11 protein-coding genes and 1 pseudogene are annotated in these 16,249 nt (G+C 72.8%); 2 read left to right on the top strand and 10 right to left on the bottom strand.

Features of this window, described 5'->3' with window-relative positions:
- The 3 genes and pseudogenes from ACFQ87_RS39725 to ACFQ87_RS39735 all read right to left on the bottom strand — a co-directional run.
- Positions 1-544, bottom strand: a pseudogene (locus tag ACFQ87_RS39725) (hypothetical protein); the annotation flags it as partial.
- 177 nt (positions 545-721) lie between these two features.
- A complete protein-coding gene (locus ACFQ87_RS39730; protein WP_380615825.1) occupies positions 722-1,174 on the bottom strand; it encodes a hypothetical protein in 453 nt (150 codons plus the stop codon).
- A gap of 148 nt (positions 1,175-1,322) precedes the next feature.
- Positions 1,323-3,221, bottom strand: coding sequence for a putative Ig domain-containing protein (locus ACFQ87_RS39735; RefSeq protein ID WP_380615826.1), 1,899 nt, complete (start codon positions 3,219-3,221; stop codon positions 1,323-1,325).
- Positions 3,222-3,758: 537 nt separating this feature from the next.
- Between ACFQ87_RS39735 and ACFQ87_RS39740 the strand changes: the two genes are divergently transcribed.
- Positions 3,759-4,964 carry a hypothetical protein gene (locus ACFQ87_RS39740; RefSeq protein ID WP_380615827.1) on the top strand — a complete coding sequence of 402 codons (1,206 nt, stop codon included), beginning with the start codon at positions 3,759-3,761 and terminating at the stop codon, positions 4,962-4,964.
- Here the strand turns inward: ACFQ87_RS39740 and ACFQ87_RS39745 are convergent.
- From ACFQ87_RS39745 to ACFQ87_RS39775, 7 genes are all read right to left on the bottom strand, one after another.
- On the bottom strand, positions 4,961-6,400 hold the full coding sequence (locus ACFQ87_RS39745; RefSeq protein ID WP_380615828.1) for a hypothetical protein: 1,440 nt from the start codon (positions 6,398-6,400) through the stop codon (positions 4,961-4,963). The genes ACFQ87_RS39740 and ACFQ87_RS39745 overlap by 4 nt on opposite strands.
- Before the next feature lie 3 nt (positions 6,401-6,403).
- A complete protein-coding gene (locus ACFQ87_RS39750; protein WP_380615829.1) occupies positions 6,404-10,012 on the bottom strand; it encodes a hypothetical protein in 3,609 nt (1,202 codons plus the stop codon).
- A 1-nt stretch (position 10,013) separates the two neighbouring features.
- Entirely contained in the window at positions 10,014-11,066 is a 1,053-nt protein-coding gene (locus tag ACFQ87_RS39755; protein WP_380615830.1) for a hypothetical protein, read from the bottom strand.
- 73 nt (positions 11,067-11,139) lie between these two features.
- The gene (locus ACFQ87_RS39760) at positions 11,140-12,192 is read right to left on the bottom strand and encodes a WD40 repeat domain-containing protein (protein WP_380615831.1); all 1,053 of its coding nucleotides are present in this window, start codon (positions 12,190-12,192) and stop codon (positions 11,140-11,142) included.
- A gap of 217 nt (positions 12,193-12,409) precedes the next feature.
- On the bottom strand, positions 12,410-12,880 hold the full coding sequence (locus ACFQ87_RS39765; RefSeq protein ID WP_380615832.1) for an ATP-binding protein: 471 nt from the start codon (positions 12,878-12,880) through the stop codon (positions 12,410-12,412).
- Between the two features lie 98 nt (positions 12,881-12,978).
- On the bottom strand, positions 12,979-13,422 hold the full coding sequence (locus ACFQ87_RS39770) for an STAS domain-containing protein (RefSeq protein WP_380615833.1): 444 nt from the start codon (positions 13,420-13,422) through the stop codon (positions 12,979-12,981).
- 118 nt (positions 13,423-13,540) lie between these two features.
- A complete protein-coding gene (locus ACFQ87_RS39775; protein WP_380615834.1) occupies positions 13,541-14,440 on the bottom strand; it encodes a SigB/SigF/SigG family RNA polymerase sigma factor in 900 nt (299 codons plus the stop codon).
- 535 nt (positions 14,441-14,975) lie between these two features.
- On the opposite strand from ACFQ87_RS39775, the gene ACFQ87_RS39780 reads away from it, so the two are divergent.
- Positions 14,976-16,070, top strand: coding sequence for a mechanosensitive ion channel family protein (locus ACFQ87_RS39780; protein ID WP_380615835.1), 1,095 nt, complete (start codon positions 14,976-14,978; stop codon positions 16,068-16,070).
- The last annotated feature ends 179 nt before the right edge of the window (positions 16,071-16,249 follow it).

The raw sequence follows: 16,249 nt of genomic DNA on the forward strand, positions 1-16,249 counted from the left end.
ACTTCGACGGGAGCGCGGTGATGTTGTAGAGCGGCGCGGCCCCGGCGAGGATCCGCACGTGCGGCGTGTTCCCGGCGGCCACCGAGGCCTTGAGGCCGGCCACGATGGCGTCCTGGAAGGCGCCGTCCGGGAAGGGCGCGAGGGTCGAGATGTCGACGGTCCGGGTGGCGCGCGAGATGTTCTCGCGCATCTTGTCGAGCAGTCGGCGGGTGCCGGTGCGCTCGGTGCAGGAGGGGTCGCCCCAGCAGCCGGGGGTCTGCAGCAGCCAGCCGCCCGGATCGCCGGACGGCGCGTCGAGCCGGTTGCCCGCCGTGCGCTGCCACACCGTCCCCTCAAGGCCGGGGGACACCTGACGCAGGGTCTGTTCCACCGCGTCCAGGTGCGGGGTGGCGTCGGTCTGCGCGGCCGGGGCCTGGGCCTGAACCGGCGCGGGGGCGGGAGCGGCTGACGCGGGGGTGGCGGGCAGCGCGCAGACGGCGGCGACGAGGGCCAGCGCGGAGCCGGCGAGACGGCGGCCGGAACGGCGGGGCTGGTGATCGAGCACGTACAAGTCCTTCATGAGAGGCCGGGGGTGTTCACCCGGTTGACACCATTAAATTACCCTAAAGTAACCTGATGTGCTGTCAGGGTCTCATCAAGGCGGGCACACCGCGACGTCCCCGGCCTCGGGTGCGAGGCCGGGGACGTGGCGATGCATCAGGAAGGCTGTCCGGACCGCGCCTCAGCCGGTGACCTCGATCGTGACGTCGTACGTGCGCTGGTCCGGCCCGCAGTTGAGGGCCTCGCCGCAGATGGTGCGGGAGGCGGCGAGGTGGGCCGTGCCGGGCGTGCGGGCGGTGAAGGAGGCGGAGACGGTGCCGCAGCCCCCGCCGGGCCGGCAGGAGGGGGACGCCGAGGTGCTCGGGGAGCCGGCCGGGCTGACCACGTCCGGGGCGGAACTGGTGGCGGCGGACCAGTAGGTGCTGTGCAGGTCGACGGAGATCGTCGTGCCGACGGCGACCTTCAGGGTGGTGTGGTTGGCGTGTTCGTCGGCGGTGACGGCGGCCGCCGCGCTCGCGGTCGTGGACGCCGGAGCGGTCGAGGCCGCCGAGGTGCCGGCCGAGCCGCAGCCGGCCAGGGCGAGCAGGGCGCAGGCGCAGGTCAGAGCGATGGCGGTGGGTCTTCTCAGGTTCACAGTGGTTCCCTTGTGCCGATGTGCGAGCGGTGCCGATTCGACGCACCGGAGGCCGGATCGGATCCCCCGACGGCCGAAAACTCGAAGACCAAAAAACCGCACCGGGGCGGGCCCAAGGCCCACCCCGGCGCGTTCGGCGCGTCGATCGTCAGGAGACGGTCACGTCGTCGTAGTAGGTGTAGGTCGGGTCACCCGGGTAGTTGTCGTCGTGGTTGCTCAGGGTGAGCGTGTACGAGTGGCCCGGGGTGACGGCCGCGGCCTGGTTGGTCCAGGTCGCGGTGGCCGCGCAGGTCTTGGCGAGGACCGTGGTGGTCGTGCCGGTGGTGTTGTCCTTCAGCGTGGCGGTGGCCCAGTCGTAGGACACGGTGTCCGGGCAGGTGTTGCTGTACCAGAAGGACACCTTGCTGGAGCCGGTCGGCGCGGTGAAGGTCTGGGCGATCGAGGAGTCACCGGTCGGGTTGGTGGAACCGACCATCGCGCCGTAGCTGCCGCTGTGGGCGGCGCCGGTGGTGGCGGAGGTGGAGCCGGCGGCGGTCCAGCCGGTCAGGCTGCCGGCCTCGAAGTCACCGTTGGTGACGGCGCTGCCGCCGCCCGAGGTGGAGGACTCGGTCCAGGTGAAGGTGGTGTTGCCGGCGGCGCCGGTGGTGTCGGTCGCGGTGACCGTCACGCTGGAGGTGCCGGCGGCGGTCGGCGTGCCGGAGATCAGGCCGGTCGAGGAGTTGATCGACAGGCCGGCGGGCAGGCCGGTGGCCGAGTAGGTCAGGGTCTGACCGGAGGCCGAGTCGCTCGCGTTGACCTGCAGGCTGGCGGCGGTGCCGACCGTACCGGTCTGGTTGCCCGGGTTGGTGACGGTGACCGTGTTGCCGTGGGTCAGGATGGCGTGCGAGATCGCGCAGGAGTTGGTGTCGTTCGACCAGCTGGCCTGCTCGGCGAAGCTGCCGTAGGAGCCGAACGAGACGTTCGCGGCGCCGCCGGTGCTGCCGGGCTTGATCCAGGCGCACTCGTCGGAGTTCTCCTGGCCGTTGTACGAGCTGCCGGTCACGTGGTTGGTCCAGCCGCCGGCCGGGTTCTGGTCGGACATCATCTCGTGCCACTCGTGGCCGAGGGTCATCGTCCAACCGTCCAGCGTGCCGGGCGAGTTGACGAAGCCGACGCCGCAGTTGGCACCCTGGTCGATGTTGTACGGCTGGTTGGAGAAGGCGATGTCGCCGTAGGGCGAGCTGGCCGCGCCGCCCGTGAGGGTGGTGTCACCGTTCCAGTCGTGCCAGGCGCAGTACCCGGTGGTGGGGTTCTGGTAGTCGTCCGGGTTGGTGCCGTGCGGCGACAGGACGATGTAGTACGCGTCGCGGTTGGAGGCGGCCGTGGTGTTGCCGAAGTGGCCGGCGGCCTTGACGGCCTCCTGGGCGAGCTGGTTGCCGCTGGCCTGGGCGGGCGAGGCGGCCGCGTTGTCGTACCAGACGCCGGACAGGACGCCGCCGCTCTGGTACGGGACGAAGTTGGCGTTGGACGGGCAGCTGACCGCGCCGGCGGCGACGTTGGGGCCGTCGCACCACTGGGTCAGGTCGGCCGACCAGGTCTCGCCGTTGGTGCCGATGCCCTTGAACATCTGCTGGGTGGCACCGGCGGCGCCCGCCGAGTCGCCCGAGAACTTCGCGTTCCCGTTGGCGTCGGTGGTCTGGGTGCCCCACTGGTTGCCGTAGAAGACCAGGTAGACCTTGGAGTGGCCGCTCTGCACGCCGATGCCGTCGACGCCGCCGCCGTAGGACAGCGTCTGCTGGCCGGTGGCCGCGGCCTGGTTCTGCGCGGCGAGCCACTTCTTGTAGTTCTCGTGCTGCTTCATGCCCGGCACCGCGCCGTGGCGGTACTGGTGCCCGTTCTGCGGGTTCCAGGGGTTGAACTCGTTGGCGGTGCTGCCCGAGGAGCTGGAGATGTCCTGCGCGGCGGCCGGTCCGGCCGCACCGACGAGACCTGCGGCGGCGAGCGCGAGTGACGCGATTCCGGTGAGCGCCGCGTACTTCGCGCGCCGCGTTCTGCGGGAGTGACCCATGGGGTGAGGGTGCCTCTCTCGTAACCGATCGCCCGAACGGCTGGGGGCCGCGGAACGATCCCTTTGTGGGGAAGGGAACTGACGGCGAATTCCACCGGCAGCCAAAATCCGGCATGTTTTCCGACACCCGAAATTGACTGCCCGTCGGTGGACGGCCGCCTGCTGGGCATGAAGGAAAGCAGAGCTGATGAACGCGGGTCAACGGAGAAGGGTAAGGAAACATTAAGAGTGGGCGTCCGGGCAGGTGAAAGGCCCGGTGCGCACCCGAGTTGACGCGTGTAGCCATTCACTGAATACGGGTCAGAAGACTGTTTTCGCATTCAGTGAAACGTCGCGCCCTCAACATTTTCATCATTGACTGTGAACGGCGTTCGCAGCCCCGGAGCGAGAGGGCATCACCCACGGGAAAGGACCGCGACGACCGGAGCCACCGTGGCGGGAAAGACCGGTTCGACCGCGAAGCCCGCACCCGATGGCCCCCGGTGGGGTTCGGCGGGAGACTGGCCGTGGGGGTCGAGGCACGGTTGGAGCGCAGCGATGGGCGATGGGCGGACCCTCGACGAAGTGATCGCCGCCGACGGCCCGCTGCCGCCGCGCGAGGCGGCCCGGGTCGGCGCCCAGATCCTGGCCGCGCTGGTCCGGGGGCACCGGTCGGGGCGGGTGCACGGGGCCGTCGAGCCGAGCCGGGTGGTCCTGGAGCAGGGCCAAGCGCTGCTCACCGCGTTCGCGGCCGAGCCGCTCAAGGGCTCCCCCGACTACCTGGCGCCTGAGCGGGCCGCAGGTCGTCCGCCCGGCCCCGAGGCGGACCTGTGGTCGCTGGGGGCCACGCTGTACACGGCCGTGGAGGGCCGACCGCCAGCGGAGCAGCCGCCCGAGCCGCGTCGGGCCGGTCCGCTCGCACCGGTCATCGTGTCGCTCCTGCGCCCGGACCCGGCGCAGCGGCCGGGCGCCGAGTGGACCGGGCACATGCTCGACCGGGTGGTGGCGGGCTTCACCGTCGGCCCGGCGACCGCCGAGGCCCTGCCGCCCCGGGAGTCTGCCGCGGCACCCCCTGCGACGGGTAGGCCGCCTCCGACCGTGCGGCGGCCCTGGGTTCTGGTCGCGGCGGTGGTGCTCGCGCTGGCGCTGATCGGCGGGTTGGTCTTCCTGCTGGCGGGCCGCGGCACGCATCACCAGGCGGCCACCACGGCGCCGTCCACGCCGCCGTCGGCCACCGCACCGTCGACACCCGGGACGCCCACGACCCCAGCGCCGACACCCGGGACACCGTCGCCCCAGGCCCCGTCGACCGCCCCGCCGCAGACCCCGGGGGCCTCGGTGCCCCCCGGCTACGTCGAAACCACCGACCCGGCGGGCTTCAGCTTCGCCGCTCCCACCGGCTGGACGCGGAGCGACAACGGCATGGGCGCCGGCGACTACTCACCGGACAACGGCGGCCACGTGCTGCGATTCGCCCTCATCCCCAACCCTTTTAGGCAGGCACCCCTCGACGGGTTCCGCCAGATCGAACAGTCACTCACCCAGCAGGGCGGCTACACCCGGATCGACCTGCGCGCCAACACCTACCAGGGCAACCCTGGCGCCTACTGGGAGTTCACCTTCGGCTCGTCCCACGTGGGCGCGCAGTCCTTCCTCGCCTCGAACGGCACCGAGTACACGATCTACCTCTCCACCCCCGACTCCGACTGGGCCTCCTACCAGCCGGTCCTCACCACCGTACTGAACACCTTCACGATCCCTTAGGTCCCGATCTCCTCGATCCGCCGCCCGTCCACCCAGGCCGACCAGCCGTTGGAGCAGGCGATGTGCGCCCAGTCCCCGGCCCGTTCGAGCAGTTGCAGCTCCACTCGCCCGTCGATCCGGGTGACGGCCTTGAGCGCCGGGTCAGGCGCGGTCCAGGCGGACATGCCGCCGGACGGGACGCGGTGCGTGGGCCGGAAGGCGGGTGCGGCGGGCGGGCCGGGCGGCACCGGGGACGCGGGCGGGCGGCTGAGCCGTTCGGTCGCCGGCGCCGCCACCGTCACCGGCGCCCGCTCCGTCCTCGGGCGGTAGACCTCCTCGGGCAGCTCCAGTTCCGGGATCGGCCGCAGGAACTCGGCGGCCAGGTTGCACGCCTCCACGACACCGAGCGCCCGCAGCCCGAACCGGACGGCCGACCAGTCCTCCCGGGCCCGGGTGAGGCCCTGGCTGACCAGCGCCCAGACGGTCGGCTCGGTCACCACGAACAGGACCATGTCCTCCTGGGCGACGGGCCGGCCCGCCTCATGGCCGACCACCTGGACGTCGTGCAGCGACAGCAGGCTGATCCAGGTGAACAGGGTGCCCGCGAAGGTCGCCAGGGTGAGCCCGGGCTCGTAGGCCGGCGAATCGCCGGTCCCGGCCCGTTCGAGGTATCCGGCTTCCTCGTAGCGGCGCAGCTCCCGTTCGGCAACTACGGCGGTGACCGGCGGAAGGGGCACACCGGCCTGGCCGCCGGGGTGCAGCTGGGAGGCGAACAGCTCCGCGACGGCGTGGCTGATCCAGCGCCGGTCGGCCACCCGTAGGGCGTCCTGCTGGGCCTCCAGGACGTCCGTGAGGGAGACGGTTACCGGCGTCGGCTCCGTCCGCCGCCCGGCGAAGGACCGGAAGAAGACGGTCTTGTACGCGTCCACCAGCACCAGCAGGAAGGCCAGTTGCTCGGCGGTCAGCTCCTTGTCCGGCAGCGGCATCGGCTGGCCGCTGGAGAACTGCACCTGGAGCTGTACCCACCAGGCGAGGTCCTGCGGCGCGAACGGGGCGAGCAGCTCGAACCCGCCGTCCAACCCGGGCCGCAGGCCGACGAAGACGTCCTCGGAGCGGCGGGACGCGTACAGCCGACACTGGGTCGGCGCGCTGTTGAACAGGGCGCTGCGGGCGTCCACCACCCGGTCGGGGACGGCGAGCGGCAGCAGCGCAATCCGGACGACGGCGGCGGACAACTCGGTGAACTCACGGAGCAGTTCGGCGACTTCCCGGACCGGCCCGGTCGCGTCCGGACCCGGGGCGCACAGGTCGGTCAGCGGTGAGAGCACACCGGGCTCGGGCAGGTCCAAATGCCTTGCCAGCGGCGCGAATTCGGCCCGACTGAGGCGGATGGTGCGGGCCAGGCCGCCCGGCGAGGAGGTGTCGGGTACCGTCGCACCGGTGGCTTCGGTGTCCATGGCTCACTTTCCTTCCGCCGGTTCGTCCCCGCGTGCCGGGCCCGAGGCGATGCCCTTGACCACGTTGCCGGCTTGCCCGCCGGCCACCTGCACGACATGGCCGGCGAGTTCGCTCAGGCCGGGACCGGACAGGGTGCGGAACGCGGGTTGCGGCGCGCCGTGTCCTTGGACGAAGGCCGCCAGGTTCGAATCGACCTGCTGGGCCAGGCCGTTGATCGAGGTGCCGAACTTCTGCTGGGACAGCAGCTCCATCTGCGTCGGGGCATAGACGCCCTTGCCGCAGTCGCCCAGGAAGGTCTTCATGTCCATGACCCGCTGGTAGGCGCCGGGGTCCGCGCCCTGGTAGTAGTACATCATCGGTTCGAGCTTGGTGCTGATGTCCTTGGCCACACCCCGGGCCGTCTCCTGCAGGGCGCTGCCTGGGCTCAGCTCCTTCACGTTCATGTATGACTTGTAGGTGGTCACCGACCCGGTCTGCGCGGCCCATTTGGGGTCGGGCGGGTAGCCGAGGGCGTCGTTCTTGAGCACCGGCAGGTCCTGGTACGCCTCCGGGTGCTTGCTCTGGGTCACCGACTGCAGCGCCTTATCCGCGTTCTGGCCGCCGGTGGCGGCGCCGTACGCCTCGTGGTACGCGGCCTGGAAGTCCTTGTTGGCATTGGAGGGGCTCACCGGCACACCGTTGAGCGTCAGTTGGTCGGAGGCTCGCAAGTCCTGGAGCCTCTTGTACAGATCCTCGGCCCGTTGCGAGGTGGGCGAGGCCTTCTCCAGCTGCGCGAGGGTCTGACGGTAGGCCATTTGCTGCAAAGCCAGGTCACGGTCCATCCCGACGGTGCCTACGCTCTTGGCATTGCGCAAATCAGTCAGGTCGTCGATGGTCAGCGGCTGTCCGCCCCGCTTGTAGCCCTGCGCGTTGAGGAGGGCGACGGTGTCCTCGTGGGCCTTCGTCAGCACCGGGTCGAGGACGTTTGCGAACTCGCCCTGGATCTCCTTGGGAACGGTCTTCAGGGTCGCCTTGGCCTGGTACTCGGAGTTGATCTCGTTGACTTTCCGGTTCAACGCGTCCTGCGCCGCGGCGATCTCGTCCGCGCTCGCCCCCTGCGCCTTCAGGCCGCGCAGGTCACTGGCCATCTGCTGGAACTCCTCCGCCGCCTTCTGTCCGGCGGCCTGCTCGGTGCGGAAGGCGGCGTCGGTGGCGGCCGTGGCGGTCGGGACCGGGCCGGGCGGCGGCTGGCCGCCGTGCAGCTGGCTCAACGCGGAGGTCTCCTTGACCGCGTCGGTCGCCGCCGGGCCGATGTTGTTCAGGCCGAGCGAGTGCAGCCCGACGGCGTTGCCGAGGTCCTGGACGAAGGCGAGCGCGATCGTGCCCCGACCGACCTGCGGGGCCGGGCTGTTGGGGTCGATGACCTGGCCGATGGTGGCCTGGTAGGCGGCCTGCAGGGTGTTGATCGGCAGCACCGCGTTCGCCGCGCCGAGCAGGGCGTGGCCGAGCCCGCCCTCCTCGTACCCGACGCCGAAGCCCTGGACGGCGTTGCGGCCGACCATGGAGGCCCCGAGCTGGGCGGCGCCGGCGGCGGTCAGCGGAACGGCGAACGGGGCGAGCAGCATCTCCCCGGCAATGGCGACGTGCTGCCAGCCGACGGCGGCGGCCTCGTGCTCCTGGGCCGCGATCGAATCCAGCTCGGCGGCGGCCGCCTCCGCCTCGTTCCGCCCCTGCGCCTGGGTGAGCAGCGCGGTGGACATCTGCCGCAGCGCACCCTCGGTGTCAGTGCCCGGGGCACCGCTCTCGATCTGCTGCAGCACCCGGTTGGCCATCTCGAACTGGCCGGGCGGGAGGTGGTCGATCAGGTTGCTGAGGTAGTTCTCGTGGGCCTGGATGCCGTCGAGCTGGTGGAGGTAGTCGGTGTAGTCCTTGTCCCGCTTGGTGCCGGCGGCGAGGAGCTTGTCCATGCCGTCGTCACGGGCCTTCTCCCGGGCTTCCAGTCCCTTCGTGTTGGCGTCCCGGAGATTCTTCTCCAGGTCCGTGATGGTCTGCAGCTGGTCGGGAGTGAGGCCCTTGGCCGGGTCGACGTCGTCGAGCAGGCCCTGTAGCCGCTGCCAGTAGTTCGACGGGTGGTCGGGGTCGGGGTCGTAGTAGTTGGCGCCGCTCAGCGCCTGGAGCCGGTCCCGGATCGCCTGGGCGGGGTCAGGTGCGGGCGGCGGCGCAGGCGCGGGGGCAGGAGCGGGCGCGGGGGGCTGGTCGGGTACGGGCTGGGCGTCCCCGCCGGGCCCCTCGTCCAGTGGCTCGGGGCCTGGCGGCAGGTCCGGGAGCACGGGCGGCAGGTCCGGGAGCACCGGTAGCGGTTCGTCCGGCGGCAGCGCTGGGAGCGGTCCGGCGTCGACCGGGAACGGCGCTTGCCGGCTGGGCAGGGTCAGGGCCGGGTCCGCCATCCCCTGGGCGTGGCGCCAGTTGAGGTACTGGTTGAACTCGGCGTCGGTGGGCGGGTCGGTGAAGCCGGGGTGGGTGGCGCGCCAGCGCTGGAAGGCCGGGTCGTCCAGCAGTCCCTGGATCCAGTTGTTGATCGCCCGGCGGTCGCCGGGCGGCGTGCCCGGCTGCGGCTGCCAGGGCGGTTCGCCGCCACCGCCCGGGCCGCCGTCGTCCGGTGGGCCGGTGCCCGGCTCGCCCGCCAGGGTGCCCGCGAGGTTGCCGAGGAACGAGCCCAGGATCCCGCCCGCGCCGGCCGCGGCCGCCCCGGCCGTGGCGTAGCGCAGCACCGTGGCGCTGCCGGTGCAGCTCAGCCAGGCCTGGCCCCGGAGTTGGCATTCGAGGGATCCGCCGTCGTCGGCGTGGGCCGGGATGGCGTCGGTGATCCCGTGCAGGAGCAGCACGGTGCCGATGAGCAGCACGATGCAGGCGGTGGCGGGCGGACGCGCACCGGTGGCGGAGATCAGCACGGCGGCCAGTGCGAGGGCGCCGGCCAGGCCGTATTTGACCGGGCTGTCGGTGATGAACGAGGCGATGATCAGCGATGCGGCGGAGCCGAGTAGGCCCACCGTCATGCCGGTGGTCCCGGTGATGCGGTGGTGGCGGGTCGGGGCGACGTGTTTGACCACGGCCGACCAGATCCGGCGCAGGAAGGTCGACACGATGCTCCCGAGCACGGTCGGTGCTCCCGCGAGCACGCCGACGGCGAGCACCGCCCCGGCCGCGGGCGGGACGACTTGGGCGGCCAGCAGGGCGATGGCCGCGCCCCACAGCAGGTGGACGTTGGCCGACCGGTCGCCCCGGACGAGCCCGGCGAGGGTTTGCGGCAGCGCGCGCAGGTCGGCCAGGAAGCGGGTGGTGCCGACGGCGTGCCAGTAGCCGAACACCCCGAACAGCACGGTGGTGAGCAGGCCCCAGAACAGCGCGCCCTGGAAGAAGTTGCCGTGGCTGGTGGCCGGCGCCCCGGGTGGTACCTTCCGCCAGCCGCCGTAGCGGACGGCGATCAGGAAGACGTTCACGGCGTAGCCGATCACGCCGCCGACCACCGCCCCGGTCACCGCGGACCAGACGTGCTCGCGTAGCCACCCGGGCAGCCGCCGCACGACCTCGCCGACGGTGGGGACGCTCTGCCGGGCGGTTGCGGTGGTCATCTCAGCGCTCCGTCCGGTCCACGATGACGAACCCGCCCGCGTACGGCTGGGCCGAGGTACGCACCCGCAGCACCGCGTTGCCCCCGGAGGCGAAGCAGGCCGCGGTGGTGCTCCCGCGCTCCAGCCGGGGCGACCCGACGGCAGCGGGCAGCGTGTACGACACCTGGTCGCCGTTGTACAGGCTCACGCAACCGTGCGCGGGCACCCGCAGGTACTGCGGGTGGAAGCGTCCGTCCAACACCAGGGCGCTGGGGCCGGAAGCCACCCGCTCACCCGCCCGCACGAGCGCCGGGGTGCCGAACGGCCGTTGCCAGGCCACCAGCACCAGGAGCACGGCCAGCAACGCGTAGGCGGTGGAGTGCGGCCCGACCTCGCGCAGCCGGCGGACGCTGCGCCCGGGGTCGGCGACCAGCAGGCCGAGCGGCGCCCCGTAGGCCAGGTGCCCGGCGTAGGCGATGGCGATCAGCCCGGCCCCGCGCAGCGCGTAGACCCCGGCGACGGGCGAGGCCACCGCGAGGGTCTCGATCATCAGGCCCCAGGCCAGGCCCCACTGCCAGCGCCGGCCGGAGGCGAGGACGGCGTAGCTGATCCCGAAGCCGATGCCGTTGGAGAAGTGGAACGCCCAGCCGAGCAGCCCGGTGCGCGGGTCGGACGAGGCCGCGCCCAGGGCGAGCACGCCGTAGGTGTCGATCGGTGCGAAGAGCCGGACCCCGGCCAGCACAAACGGCACCCGGACCAGGTCGTAACCGACGGTGCCGATCAGGCCGCCGACGGTCCCGACCACGAGGGCGCGGTGCAGCCTGCCCAGCCGCGGGCGACGGGCGGTCGCCACGCCGATGGCGGCGAGCAGCGCCAGGCTCGGCACGGTCACCGACCAGAACCAGACGGCGAACGGCGCCAGGCCGTACGCCCAGGCCAGGACGGGGGTGACCGGGAGGAGGCCGAGAAACGCGCACAGGGCCCCGACACCTCGCCCACCGGGCCCGGCCAACGCCCGGACCACTGGGCTGCCCACGGTCGAGGTGCGCTGCTGTCCTCGTGCCCGTTCGGCCATCTCGGGTTCCGATCCGACCTTCTCCTGCCACGATTCCACCGGCGGGTGACCGAGGGCAACCGATGACCGAGGGCTACAGCTCCCAGAGGCGGATCGTGCGGTCCGCGCTCGCCGAGACCGCGCGCCGGCCGGCCGCGGTGAAGGCCACGCCGTTGACGTTTCCGGTGTGGCCCTCGTACCGGGCCAACTCCCGGCCGTCCGCCGGGTCGACCAGCCGGACCCGGTTGTCGACACCGAGGACGGCGAGCAGGTCGGCGTCGTAGTAGTCGGTGCCGCTGCCGGTCAGCAGTCGGCAGCCGTCCGGGGACACCGCCAGGCAGCGCAGGTTGCCCGCGCCGACCTCGAAGTGGCCCGTCTCGGCGCCGGTGACCGGGTCCCACACGTGCAGCAGGTTGTCCATGGTGGTCGCGACCACGAGGCCGCCCTGGACGGCGAACCCGACGCCGGTGACCGCGAACAGCCCCTCACCGAACCGGCGCAGTTCCTTGCCGCCCTCCACGTCCCATAGCCGGACCTGGTCCGCGCCGAACTCGGTCTGGGCGGCGCCGGACAGCAGCTGTCGGCGGTCCTGGGAGAAGGCGACGGCGGTGACGTCCGCGGTGTGTCCCTCGAAGCGGCGTAGCTCCTGCCCGGTCGCGGGATCCCAGCAGCGCACGGTGAAGTCCCCGCAGCCGGTCGCCACCAGTCGGCCCTCCGGGGAGAAGACCGCGGCCAGGCAGCCCTGCTCCTGTCCGTGGAGGCGGCGCAGTTCGGCGCCGGTGTCGGTGTCCCACAGGACGGCTGGTCCCCAGACGCCACCGGACACCGCGAGCCGACCGTCCGGGGAGAGGGCCGCGCACTGCACCCCGTCCTCGTGGGCGACCCAGCGCCGCAGCTCCGTCCCGGCTTCGAGGTCCCACAGCCGGAGCGTGTGGTCCTCGCTGCCGGACAGGAGCAGACGGCCGTCGCGGGAGAGGGCGAGGCAGGTCACCGCCGCCGTGTGGCCGGTCAGGACGGACGCCGCGGACGGCGGGCCCGGCGGCGGACCGGGTGGTGGACCGGGCGGCGGACCCGGGGGCGGACCCGGGGGCGGACCGGGTGGTGGACCCGGGGGCGGACCGGTCGGAGGTGGCGCGGTGCCTGGCATGTCGGTGCTCCTGCATGAGGGGGTGACCCGCCCGCGACCACTGCCGACGCTACGCCTCGTCCAGGCCCGCGACCACGCGTCGAGCTCCCCTCGCGAGCTCCCCCGGCGGGGCCCGGTGCCGAGAGCATCACGATGTGGGCGGCCCGCGCGGAGGACGAATCGAGGCGCTCGGCGAAGGGCGGAGCGAGCGCGCCGGTACCGAGGGTCGGGTGGCCGGTCAGCTGCCCGGGTGTGGGGGCAGGGCGTCGAGCTCGGCCCAGACCGTCTTGCCGTCGCCGTGCGGCAGCGCGCCCCAGCGGGAGGCGGCCTGCTGGACGATGAAGAGTCCGTGCCCGCCGGGCAGGCCCGGGCGGTGGGGGCGGCGCGGTTCGGGCAGGGCCGTCGACCGGTCGCTGACCTCGATCCGCAGGCGGGTCTCGGAGGCGTCGAGGACGAGGTCCACGGGGCCGCCGGCGTGCAGCATGGCGTTGGCGACGAGTTCGGCGACGAGGAGCACGATGTCGTCCTCGGCCCCGGAGGCGCCCGCCGGCCACGACCAGTCGGCGACGGCCTGCGCGGTGTACGCCCTGGCGCGGGCGACGGGTTTCGGCAGCCCGGCCAGGTGCAGGCGTCGGCGCTGGCCGCCGGGCGGCAGCGTGGGGCCGGCGCCCGGCCGGTCGCCGTCGAGGGTTGCCCGGCTGGTCGTCATGTGCGGGTTCCCCTTCGGTTTCGGCGCTGTGTTCCGCTACGTCTGCTCGGTTTCCCGACCATTGCCGGATTATGCGTGCCTCCGGCCGGCGGGAGTGGTCAGAGCGGTGCGGCGAGCGCGTCCTCCAGGGACGGGTGGAGCGAGAACACGGTGTCCGTGCAGGTCAGTTCCAGCAGCCGCCGCACCGCGACGGAGGGCGCCGACAGGCGGAACTCCACGTCCGCGGCTGCGGCCGCCATCCGCGTCCGCAGCAGCAGGTTCAGGCCGGAGGAGTCGCAGAAGTCGACGCGCCCGAGGTCGACGACCAGCAGCGGCGGATGCCGCTCCACCAGGTCGTCGAGCATGCTCCTGGCGGGCTCCAGGGTCTCGATGTCGAGGTCGCCGGCCAACGCGCAGACGGCCGCCAGGGTGTCGGTGTGCCAGGTGTGCACGGCCAGGTCGGGCCCGGAGCGGGCACCCGGCCGAGAGGGTTCGGAGGGGACGGTGGTCGGCGGCACGGTCGCGGGTTCGTTCTCTGCGGGCATCGTCTTCTCGGCTGGCATCGTCGTCGTGTTCCCTCCACGGGGGTCCTCCACGAGCCTACGCACGCCGACCGCAGTACGGCCAGGCCGTGGTCGGCGTGCACAGCGTCGCGTGTGCTCCTGGCGCCGTGAGGCCGGCTCAGGTGGCGGTGAGGTCCGCGTGCAGGTGCTTCAACGTGCGGGTGAGGAGACGGGAGACGTGCATCTGGGACAGCCCGAGGCGGGCGCCGATCTGGGACTGGGTGAGCTCCTCGCCGAAGCGCATGGACAGGATGAGCCGGTCGCGTTCCGGCAGGGCGGCGATGAGGGGCTTGAGGACGATCAGGTTCTCCACCGTCGCGAACCGCGCATCCTCCTCGCCGAGGCGCTGGGCGAGCGGGCTCGGCTCCTCCTCGCCCTCGGTGGCGGAGGTGTCCAGGGAGCCGGCGGTGCGGCCGTTGGCGGCGGCAAGCCCCTCGATCACCTCCTCCTCCGACAACTCGAGGTGCGCGGCGAGCTCGGACACGGTCGGCGAGCGGCCCAGCCGCTGGAACAGCACGTCGCACGCCTTGGCGAGGGTGATGCGCAGTTCCTGCAGGCGTCGCGGCACGTGCACGGCCCAGGTGGTGTCGCGGAAGTGCCGACGGATCTCGCCGAGGATGGTCGGCAGGGCGAAGGTGGTGAACTCCGCGCCGTGGTCGGGGTCGAAGCGGTCGATCGCCTTGATCAGGCCGAGCGAGCCGACCTGTATCAGGTCCTCCTGGGGCTCCCGCCGGTTGCCCACCCGGTGGACCGCGAACCGCACCAGGGACAGATTGAGCTCGATGAGCGTGGCCCGCACGTACGAGTACTCGCGGGTACCCTCCTCCAGTGTCGACAGCCGGGCCAGCAGCACCCTGGTGAGCTCGCGTGCGTCGGCGGGCGCGACCTCCCGCGGGTTCTCGATGCCGGCGAGCTCCGGGACGACGGCGCGCGGGGCGCCGGACGCGTCGACCGTCGAGGCCTCGTCCTGACCCGGGGCTGTCGCCCAGTGGAGGAGTTCGTCACTGGTCGTGGCCATGTCGGTCCTTTCCCCTCGGCGTACGGTCCGTCCCTGGGTACCCGCCGAGACCGGATCCATGTCCGGTCCCGCTGTGAAGATTGTGCGAACGGTCGGCTCGGGCGGACGCCGTCGCGGCGGGCGCATGAACCGCGGCATCGGGGGCAGCCGAGCGGATACGACCCGCCGGTCCGTGCCGGATCGGACCGGCCTCACCGCACTGCATCGCACCGCACCGCACCGAGAGGAGCCCTCGCCCGTGACCGTCGCCCCCGCCCAGCCCGGCCTGCCGCCGCCACCGCCGCCACCGGTGCCGCCGAAGCCGACCCGGCCACCCGGCTCGCCCGTGGTGCCCGACCCGCCGCCACCACCCGGCTCCCCCGTGCCTCCGGCGGATCCGCCTCCGGCACCCGACCCCGTCCGGCCGGCCCCCGACCCGCCCGCGCCGCAGCCGGGCCGCCCCCACCCGACCGAACCACCCGACTGAGGCGCCGTCAGCGGCATCCGCTTAGCCGGGCCAAGTGCTCCCCGCCGGCAGCAGAAAGGAGCGCGGGAAATGTGGTGGAGTCTGCTCCGCCTCGCCGTCGTCGGCGTCGCGGCCGCCCTTTTCACCTACGGCCTCGACCGGATGGTGCAAGTGGCGGCACGGCGGCTGGCCATCCCCGGGGGCAGCAGCGGCGTGCCGGTCATGGTGCGCAGGTGTCGCCGCCCGGTCCTGGCGCTGACGGCGTGCCTGCTGCTCTCCGCCGCGCAGCCGTGGATCAACGCGCCGCCCGCTGCCCGCGAGGGGCTGCGGCACCTCTTCGTGATCCTCTCGATCGCCTCCGGCGGGTGGCTGTGCGCCCGCCTGGTGGCGCTCCTCGTGGACAGCGCACTCAGGCTCGCCGTGCACCGCCGCGATGCGGCGTGGGCCGGGCGAGCCCGGACCCAGGCCAGTGTGCTCGGCCGGATCTGCCAGGCGGTCGTGGCCGTCGCGACCTTGGGCGCGGTCCTGATGACCTTCCCGGTGGTCCGCGGGGTCGGCACCAGCCTGCTGGCCTCCGCCGGGCTGGTCGGTGTGGCGGCGGGTGTGGCGGCGCAGAGCACGCTCGCCAACGTCTTCGCCGGGGTGCAGATGGCCTTCGGTGACCTGGCCCGGATCGGCGACGTCGTCGTGGTGGCCGGTGAGTGGGGGACGGTGGAGGAGATCACCTTGACGGCGGTGGTGATCGCGACCTGGGACCAGCGGCGGCTGGTGATGCCGATGTCCTACTTCGTCGGCCACCCGTTCGAGAACTGGTCCCGCCGCTCCAGCCGGATCACCGGCACGGCGCTGCTCCACCTCGACCACCACGCCCCGGTCGGGCTGCTACGGGAGGAGTTCGACGACTTCCTCGCCAAGAGCGACCTGTGGGACGGCCAGGGCAGCGCCCTCCAGGTGGTCGACACCACCCCCACCACCATCGTCGTCCGGGCGCTGGCGACGGCGGCGAACGCCGACGACGCGTTCGAACTCCGCTGCCGGCTGCGCGAGCACCTCATCGGCTACCTCCGCGACAACCACCCCTACGCGCTGCCGCGCATCCCCGTGGCGGAGGCTCCGGTACGGCGCCCGGCCCCCCGGGGCGCCGCCGACATCCCCCGGCCTGCGCCGGGCCGCCGCAACCCGTAGCCCAAGCGCCCGCAGCCCGCAGCCCGACAATTCGATAGCCCGTCACCGGATCCGCCGGTGGCCGGACCCGCCCCCTCCCCCAGGGCGGGGAACAAGGCGAACCCGGCTTCCGGGGGCGGGTCGACGGGGGCGGGAACGCCAAAACGGAGCTCGGTCCACCCCGCGGGCTCCCGGCACAA

Origin of the sequence: Kitasatospora sp. NPDC056531, assembly GCF_042794375.1 — a bacterium.
Taxonomy (GTDB): domain Bacteria; phylum Actinomycetota; class Actinomycetes; order Streptomycetales; family Streptomycetaceae; genus Kitasatospora.

What these genes read in the sequence shown, in the direction of transcription:
- ACFQ87_RS39740 (WP_380615827.1), top strand. Translation starts at nt 3,759, where the DNA reads ATGGGCGATGGGCGGACCCTCGACGAAGTGATCGCCGCCGACGGCCCG.
- ACFQ87_RS39770 (WP_380615833.1), bottom strand. Translation starts at nt 13,422, where the DNA reads ATGCCAGCCGAGAAGACGATGCCCGCAGAGAACGAACCCGCGACCGTG.
- ACFQ87_RS39745 (WP_380615828.1), bottom strand. Translation starts at nt 6,400, where the DNA reads ATGGACACCGAAGCCACCGGTGCGACGGTACCCGACACCTCCTCGCCG.
- ACFQ87_RS39765 (WP_380615832.1), bottom strand. Translation starts at nt 12,880, where the DNA reads ATGACGACCAGCCGGGCAACCCTCGACGGCGACCGGCCGGGCGCCGGC.
- ACFQ87_RS39780 (WP_380615835.1), top strand. Translation starts at nt 14,976, where the DNA reads ATGTGGTGGAGTCTGCTCCGCCTCGCCGTCGTCGGCGTCGCGGCCGCC.
- ACFQ87_RS39735 (WP_380615826.1), bottom strand. Translation starts at nt 3,221, where the DNA reads ATGGGTCACTCCCGCAGAACGCGGCGCGCGAAGTACGCGGCGCTCACC.
- ACFQ87_RS39760 (WP_380615831.1), bottom strand. Translation starts at nt 12,192, where the DNA reads ATGCCAGGCACCGCGCCACCTCCGACCGGTCCGCCCCCGGGTCCACCA.
- ACFQ87_RS39750 (WP_380615829.1), bottom strand. Translation starts at nt 10,012, where the DNA reads ATGACCACCGCAACCGCCCGGCAGAGCGTCCCCACCGTCGGCGAGGTC.
- ACFQ87_RS39755 (WP_380615830.1), bottom strand. Translation starts at nt 11,066, where the DNA reads ATGGCCGAACGGGCACGAGGACAGCAGCGCACCTCGACCGTGGGCAGC.
- ACFQ87_RS39775 (WP_380615834.1), bottom strand. Translation starts at nt 14,440, where the DNA reads ATGGCCACGACCAGTGACGAACTCCTCCACTGGGCGACAGCCCCGGGT.